Annotated in this window: 6 protein-coding genes; 4 read left to right on the plus strand and 2 right to left on the minus strand. The window is 51.1% G+C overall.

All coding sequences use genetic code 11. From position 1 onward, the window contains the following. Window positions 1–805: 805 nt before the first annotated feature. The 3 genes from ACIOZM_RS29265 to ACIOZM_RS29275 are packed head-to-tail and all read left to right on the plus strand — an operon-like array spanning window position 806 to window position 3,056. Window positions 806–1,687, plus strand: a complete 882-nt coding sequence (locus ACIOZM_RS29265) for a hypothetical protein (protein ID WP_401220557.1) — start codon at window positions 806–808, stop codon at window positions 1,685–1,687. A gap of 26 nt (window positions 1,688–1,713) precedes the next feature. Further along, on the plus strand, window positions 1,714–2,307 hold the full coding sequence (locus tag ACIOZM_RS29270; protein WP_401220559.1) for a hypothetical protein: 594 nt from the start codon (window positions 1,714–1,716) through the stop codon (window positions 2,305–2,307). 47 nt (window positions 2,308–2,354) lie between these two features. Next, entirely contained in the window at window positions 2,355–3,056 is a 702-nt protein-coding gene (locus ACIOZM_RS29275; protein WP_401220562.1) for a hypothetical protein, read from the plus strand. A 44-nt stretch (window positions 3,057–3,100) separates the two neighbouring features. Here ACIOZM_RS29275 and umuC read toward each other — a convergent pair whose 3' ends face one another. Both umuC and ACIOZM_RS29285 read right to left on the minus strand, forming a co-directional pair. Beyond that, on the minus strand, window positions 3,101–4,378 hold the full coding sequence (umuC, locus tag ACIOZM_RS29280; protein WP_401220564.1) for a translesion error-prone DNA polymerase V subunit UmuC: 1,278 nt from the start codon (window positions 4,376–4,378) through the stop codon (window positions 3,101–3,103). Beyond that, window positions 4,371–4,796 (minus strand): LexA family transcriptional regulator, encoded by a 426-nt coding sequence (locus tag ACIOZM_RS29285; protein ID WP_085683350.1) that lies wholly within the window; start codon window positions 4,794–4,796, stop codon window positions 4,371–4,373. The genes umuC and ACIOZM_RS29285 overlap by 8 nt, the downstream gene beginning before the upstream one ends. A gap of 93 nt (window positions 4,797–4,889) precedes the next feature. On the opposite strand from ACIOZM_RS29285, the gene ACIOZM_RS29290 reads away from it, so the two are divergent. Beyond that, window positions 4,890–5,570 carry an SOS response-associated peptidase family protein gene (locus tag ACIOZM_RS29290; protein WP_401220567.1) on the plus strand — a complete coding sequence of 227 codons (681 nt, stop codon included), beginning with the start codon at window positions 4,890–4,892 and terminating at the stop codon, window positions 5,568–5,570. The last annotated feature ends 380 nt before the right edge of the window (window positions 5,571–5,950 follow it).

Consider the following 5,950-nt stretch of genomic DNA (forward strand, 5'->3'; position numbering starts at 1 on the left):
TTTCGACTGCGCCGGAAGTGGGGCGAATTATAGAGACTCAGAATCTGCCGTCAACCGTTAATTTCACATTTCTGTCATATCGGTCAAAAAAGCCCGAAAACACGAAGACGCCCTTATATAAGTAGAAAGCCAACCAACTTCGCGCCCTTTATCTACCGACCCAACTGGCCACGAATAGCGCCAGCCGACAGCTTCCTTTCCCTACCTATATAGAAGAGAGCGCCGCCCAAGCCGCAAGCACACCAATCACACACGTAAACCAGAAACGAAAAAGCCCCCGTAATCACTGCTGATTACGGGGGCTTCGTCTTGTTCAATAATGGCGGAGAGATAGGGATTCGAACCCGACCAGCTACCACCCCAACCCGCTATAGGCCGCGACCATAGCGCATTTCAACCATGATCCAAGGCGTACATAGGCCCTCGACGGCCTGCGTTATGCCCTAAAAATGCCCTAAAATTATCTCGCTTGCCACAATCTTGAGACGCCACTGCCAGGGGTACCCTCTGCGAAAGATCACCGGACGGGCCATACTAGTTTCCGAACGAGCTTACGCCCAGTCCACTGGCGTACGGTTGGCCACATTCTGCCGAATCCTCGCCCATCGTGCCGCCCTTGTTCACGGTGACGCCAGGCACTCCTAACGATGAACAATATAGCTTTCGTTAACAGGCAAAAATCGGGAAAAAATCGACCAGTCGAAAGGACATGGAGCGCCTTCTGCGCCTCTGTTAGCTGCTTGCAATTTTGGTACAGGTTACTACTATCGAAAGAAGAGATATCGTCTAGTTAAAAGGAAAGCATGTGGTCAGAATAACGGAGGAATACCCACCATTAGAACTTGATGAGATGGTAGGGATAGTCAACGATTTCAGCAATTACAATATTGAAAAAAAGATCGAAGTAATTTCAAGAATCGTTAGCATCCATCCTTTTTTAAATTTCCCAACAGAGAATGACAACAGAGAATTTTATCGAGCTAGGGTTTCTAGAAATGGATCTTTCCCATTCAGCTACACTGGGCTTTTATGGAACCATTCCGCTCCGGCTCAGCGAGCCAGGCTAAACGTAGACGGGGATGCTGTTTTATATGTAGCCAACCAAGCTAACGCGGCTTTTATCGAAGTCGGCGTAAACGATGACTTGGTTATTATGAGTGTCTTAAAAGTACAGACTGGAAAAAGCGTCACATTTTTGCCACTGGGTACACTCGCCAATATTACGAGATCCAATGCCGCACATCTAGACTACCCTGAGGAGCTGGTAGCTGAAACTAGAAAAAAAATACTTGCATGCCCCTTACGAGAAATGCAGTCACTACTTATTGCGGACGAATTTCTATACAACTGTGTTATGGAAGACGATGACGACTATACAATCTCATCCAAAACAGCAAACCTGATTTTTAGCAGGTATCCAACTATCGACGCTATTACTTACCCAAGCAAAAAACTTCGATCCGCAACTAATTACGCTTTAAAAACCAACAACTTCTGGGACAAATGGAAAATTGAGTTTGCTTGTAGTCTCAATGTCAAACATTTAGCTCTTGGTCATTTTTTACCTAGCAACTGCAGATGCGTGGAGAGCATTGATGATGGTGGCTTCATGAGTTGGGAGCGCTCATATCCACTTCATCAAAATAGCCTTATCCCTCTCAACTGGAAAAAGCCGATATCAAACTGATAGGCCTCTACACGAGCATATCCTCAATGACCAAAATAGACCGCTACGTTGTTGATCAGCCTCGACTCCCCATCAATTTCCCAACTCATACACTTCCTGCTGATTTTTGGGAGGTGCTTGGCCGAACCGTAGCCTCGTTCAGTTTGCTAGAGGAGGTGCTGTGCAAGGCAATATTCGCTCTCACGGCCACCAGGCCATATAGCGAAGCGGAGATCACTAGCGCCTATGAAGAGTGGGTGGTCAAGCTGGAACGGTCATTATCCGACACGCTTTGCCCCCTCATTGACACTTACGGTAAGGCAGGACGTGAGCATCCCGAAGCGACAATCAGCAACCGAGATGACCTGCTGAAAGACTTACGAGCAGCTGCGAAGATCAGAAATGTACTTTGCCATGGCTCTTGGCGAACGCCCGATCCACACGGCGCCTCGATACCTTTCTACGTAAACAAACAAAGTGAACGATTTGACACCCCAATCGATAAATCATGGCTTGAAGCAATGCGTCAGCACGTCGTCGAGCTCATTTGCGCTGTCATCAATTCGGTGACACATATGGGATTGCAGTTCCCAAGCTCCTCTGGCCCAGGAACGCCAGTATGGAATAGCAGCGAGGACTAACTATAAAATAGTTAAATCATATAAGACCTGAGATAGGGGGAGTTTCAATGGAGGATATCGAAAAGGCACTAGCCGATTGGAAAGCAGATCTTTGCACCGAAATCGACGTGGGCGGACTGTTCACAAGGAATGCCCTCGTGCATAAGTGGAAGGCACCTTGGCGAAGCCTGCTTCTACGAGAGTCCGTCGCATGGCGTCTTCAGGACTTACTTGCGCAATCCTACTGCCTGCATAAATCCTCTCATTCCCTAGGTGCTCGCATCTTACTCAGAAGCGGATTTGAGACTATTGCGATCCTCATCCATCTCAATCAAGTTATGCGTCAAGTTGTTTCCGGACAGGTCAATTTCCACGACTTTTCGGATCAATCTACAAGGCTTTTGATGGGGTCGCGCGACAAGACAACGCCCCATCAATCTATAAACATCCTAACGATTCTCGAAAAAGCGGATAAGCGCTATCCAGGTCTTGTTGAATGGTATGGCGCGCTCTCAGAAAGTGCGCATCCCAATTACGAGGGTATGTTGTTCGGATATTCTCAGGGAGGTGATCAAAGCCATGTCACTGCTTTCTGTAATCGATGGACATCGCTCTATGGTGGTAGTCATCTTGATGCCATACGTGCCTGCATAGACGTGTTTTATGCTGAGTACAATGTAGAGTCTCCCTCGGCGTTCGAATGCCTCGAACATTGGATAGAACAAAATGACTCAATATTGGAAGCTACAAATCCTTCTACGCAACCCTGAATTTTTTGCGCTTCTCCCTTGTCCCACATGACGGCACCATATCGCTATTTGCAAGCCACCTCCCACAGTTGATCAAGCTGTGTCGTATAGCTTTGGCTCATCATCTCCCGACGCATGCCCCAGTCCGGATTCGTCGGCACGCTAGCGGATCGAAGCGTGCCTCTACCCCAACGCCCGTTGATCTGGTCCAGCACTGCCATCACCCGGGTTGCCTCAGTCGGCTGGGACGCGGCGAACAGATCGTCGGTGTATTCACCAGGCTGGCACAGGTTCAATAGCAACACTTCTGCCTTGCTGTAGTTGAACCCTGGTCGAAACACACGATCGAGCGCATCGACAGCTGCCTTTGTCAGCAGGCGTACGTCGTCCGTCGGGTAAGGCAAATCCACCATGACACCATTCGCGTATTTGGCCTCATCGGGGTTGAACATTCCGGTACGGATGCTGACCCGGATCTTCTTGCACAACGACATCTGCGCCCGGAGCTTTTCCGATGCACGCATCATGTAGGTTGCCACAGCTTCCTTGATCGGCGGCAGCTCCTTCAGCCGCTTGCCGAACATCCGGCTGCAACAGATCTCTTGCTTGGGCGGATCTGGCTCGTCCAGCTCCAGGCACGGTGTGCCGGCCAATTCCCGGGCAGTTTTCTCGATCACCACGCTGAAGTTTTTTCTCAACGTCCACGGGTCTGCTTTGGCCAGATCCATGGCGGTCTTGATCCCCATGCTGTCGAGGTGCACTTTCATGCGTCGTCCTACTCCCCACACCTCCGCTACGTCCGTGTTACGCAGCACCCAGTCGCGCTTGATTGGGTCGCAGATGTTCACGACACCTCCGGTTTGCGCCTGCAGGCGTTTGGCGGTGTAGTTGGCCAGCTTGGCCAAGGTCTTGGTGTGCGCGATACCGACACCGACAGGTATACCCGTGCAGCGCAGTACCTGGCTGCGGATCCTACGGCCGAGGCTGTCCAAGTCATTGATGCCGGTGAGGTCTACGAAGGCTTCGTCAATGCTGTACACCTCAACGGCCGGTACCATCGACTCGATCAGGGTCATGACACGTTCGCTCATGTCGCCGTACAGCGCGTAATTCGAGGAGAACGGGACGATACCGTGCTGCTTGAGCTTGTGCTTGATCTGGAAGTACGGCTCGCCCATTTTCACGAAGGGCTTGGCATCGTAGCTCCGGGCGATGACGCAGCCGTCATTGTTCGACAGCACCACTATAGGCACCCTCGCCAGGTCTGGGCGAAACACGCGCTCGCAACTGGCATAGAAGCTGTTGCAATCAATCAGGCCGAATACCGGCATTACTTTAGACATGGCTGCGCACGCTACCGATGATTACGCCCCAGATGGCCAGCTCATCACCTTCCAACACATAGCGAGGCGGATACTTGGGGTTCTCAGACAGAAGGATGACGTCCTTTCCCCGGATGCACAGTCGTTTGCACAGCGGATCATTGTTCAGCAGCGCCACAACGATGTGGCCATGAGCCGGCTCCAGCGAACGGTCTACAACCGCTAGGTCTCCGTCAAAGATGCCCGCGCCCTGCATGCTTTCCCCGGTAATTTTCACTAGGTAGACATGCGGGGCGCGGATGTTGAGCACCTCATCTAAAGAGATGTGTGCCTCAATGTGATCCGCTGCCGGCGAAGGAAAACCAGCGGGCACCTGGAATAAACAAAGAGGCAGCTTCAGGCCTACCTCGGCAATTGGGCCTAAAATTGAATAGCTCATGACGCACGACTTCCAACACTGTACGAATGTACAGTTAACTTTCAGAAGCGCTCGCGGTCAATTTCTGTAGGAAATATCTGATAGGCGGGCGATATGTGCGGGCGACTTTCACAGTACGACGGCATCCACGACTTTGTAGCGGCGTTGAGCATGCCCAACGCCTTGATCAATAACACCGGCGACCAGCCCTTCAAGCGCTACAACGCAGCTCCCACTACCCAGCTGGCGATTTTCCATCAGGAGGGTCAGTACCTGCACGCAGATATGGTGCGCTGGGGATGGCGTCCACACTGGGCAAAGGACCGCGCCGCGCCGATCAACGCCCGGGTAGAAAAAGTGGCCCATGGCCCATTCTTTCGCGCAATCTGGCCGCACCGGGCAATCATTGCAATCAACAACTGGTTTGAATGGGTCGATGAAGGCGGCCCCAAGAAGCAACCTTACCTTATTCGCCGGCGAGACCGGGCGCCGATCCTGTGCGCCGCAATAGGCCAATACCCGACTGCCGAACAACCACCTGGTGAGCATGACGGTTTCGTGATCATCACGGCCGACAGTGCCGGTGGCATGGTGGATATCCACGACCGGCGCCCGGTGACGCTATCTCCGGAATTGGCTCGCGAATGGCTTGACCCGGCTACGACTAAAGAACGCTCTGAGCAGATTGCGTTGCTTCAGGGTGAGCCAACAGAGGCGTTCGAATGGTTCAAGATTGACCGTGCAATTGGAAACGTTCGAAACCAGGGCGCCGATCTTATAAATCCTACTCAATAGTAAGTGCTATCTAGCCATACCTGCGCATTTTTCGAAGCGTTACGCGTAACGATAATAACCATGTCCGTTTACCTGAACCATTTTCCGAAGCGCTACGCGTAACGATAATAATTATGTCCGTTTACCTGAACCATTTCCCGAAGCGTTACGCGTAACGATAATAACTATATCCGTTTAGCTGAACCATTTCCCGAAGCGTTACGCGTAACGATAATAACTATGTCCGTTTACCTGAACCATTTCCCGAAGCGTTACGCGTAACGATAATAACTATATCCGTTTACCTGAACCATTTCCCGAAGCGTTACGCGTAACGATAATAACTATGTCCGTTTACCTGAACCATTTCCCGAAGCGTTACGCGTAACGATAATAACTAT

The sequence above is a fragment of the Pseudomonas sp. NPDC087346 genome (assembly GCF_044744235.1).
GTDB lineage: Bacteria > Pseudomonadota > Gammaproteobacteria > Pseudomonadales > Pseudomonadaceae > Aquipseudomonas.

Bases quoted from the DNA above. Each gene is read 5' to 3' on its own strand.
- ACIOZM_RS29270 (WP_401220559.1), top strand. From the start codon at position 1,714: ATGACCAAAATAGACCGCTACGTTGTTGATCAGCCTCGACTCCCCATC.
- ACIOZM_RS29275 (WP_401220562.1), top strand. From the start codon at position 2,355: ATGGAGGATATCGAAAAGGCACTAGCCGATTGGAAAGCAGATCTTTGC.
- umuC (WP_401220564.1), bottom strand. From the start codon at position 4,378: ATGTCTAAAGTAATGCCGGTATTCGGCCTGATTGATTGCAACAGCTTC.
- ACIOZM_RS29285 (WP_085683350.1), bottom strand. From the start codon at position 4,796: ATGAGCTATTCAATTTTAGGCCCAATTGCCGAGGTAGGCCTGAAGCTG.
- ACIOZM_RS29290 (WP_401220567.1), top strand. From the start codon at position 4,890: ATGTGCGGGCGACTTTCACAGTACGACGGCATCCACGACTTTGTAGCG.